General features: G+C 64.6%; 1 protein-coding gene. It reads right to left on the bottom strand.

Going from position 1 to position 1,119, the window contains the following annotated elements; genetic code table 11:
- Positions 1 to 1,065: IS630 family transposase (locus D9R12_RS15500; protein ID WP_122231736.1), on the bottom strand; the 1,065-nt coding region annotated here is incomplete at its 3' end.
- Positions 1,066 to 1,119: the final 54 nt, after the last annotated feature.

Below are 1,119 nucleotides of genomic sequence, written 5' to 3'. Positions count from 1 at the left end.
TTTGGAACTTAAGCGCTGATTGGCGCGGATCACCTTCTGCAGGATGTCGCGGGCGCTTCTGGTCCAGATGAACGGCTTGGGTTTGGTGTTGTGATGCGCGAGGTACTCGTCGATGGCGGCGATCAATTCGGGCACGCTGGTGAACACCCCGCGGCGCAGCCGCTCGGCGGTGATGTCGCGGAAGAAGCGCTCAACCATGTTCAGCCACGAGGCGGAGGTAGGCGTGAAGTGCATGGTGAAGCGCGGGTGCTTGGCTAGCCACTTCTGGACATTGGGATGCTTGTGGGTGGCGTAGTTGTCGGCGATCAGATGCAGCGTCTTGTCCTTGGGCGTCTGGCGGTCGATCTGGCGCAGGAACTTCAGCCATTCGACGTGGGTGTGGCGCGGCTGGCACTGGCCAATGACCTGCCCGTCGAGCACGTTGAGCGCAGCAAACAGCGTGGTCGTGCCATTGCGCTTGTAGTCGTGCGTCATCGTCTGCGCGCGGCCCTTCTTCAGCGGCAACCCGGGCTGGGTGCGGTCCAACGCCTGCACCTGGCTCTTCTCGTCGCAGCACAGCACCAGCGCATGCTCGGGCGGCGACAGGTACAGGCCGACGATGTCTTCGAGCTTCTCGACGAACTGCGGGTCGCGCGAGACCTTGAAGCTGCGCACGAGGTGCGGCTTCAAACCGTGGGCGTGCCAATGCCGCATCACGGTGCTGGGGCTCACGCCCAGCTCGGCGGCCATCTTGCGCGTACTCCAGTGCGTGGCCGCCGCCGGCCGGCTCTGCGTGGTCAACTCCACCAGCCGCGCCGCGTCGACCTTGGCCGGCGGCGCTCCGCGCGGCAAGTCGCGCTCGATCCCGGCCATCCGCGACTGCGCATATCGCGCGCGCCAGCGCGAGACCTGTACGCGCCCCACCCCTACTTGCTCGGCGATCTCCTTGTTCTGCATTCCATCCGCAGCCAGCAGCACCATGCGGGCGCGCTGCGCCAACCTCACGCTCGTGCGCTTGGAGCGAACCAGTCTCGTCAACTCGGCTCGCTCCTCGTCGCTCAGCACAATCTCAGGGGCAACTCGCACTTGCACTCTCCACTCTTCGTCCTCGTAGAGTGTTGGAACGATGGATTTCATATA

It is taken from the genome of Pseudoxanthomonas spadix (assembly GCF_003703395.1).
Lineage (GTDB): Bacteria > Pseudomonadota > Gammaproteobacteria > Xanthomonadales > Xanthomonadaceae > Pseudoxanthomonas_A > Pseudoxanthomonas_A spadix.
The sequence above is the reverse complement of the archived record's forward strand: the minus strand, read 5'-3'. Positions and strand labels throughout refer to the sequence as shown.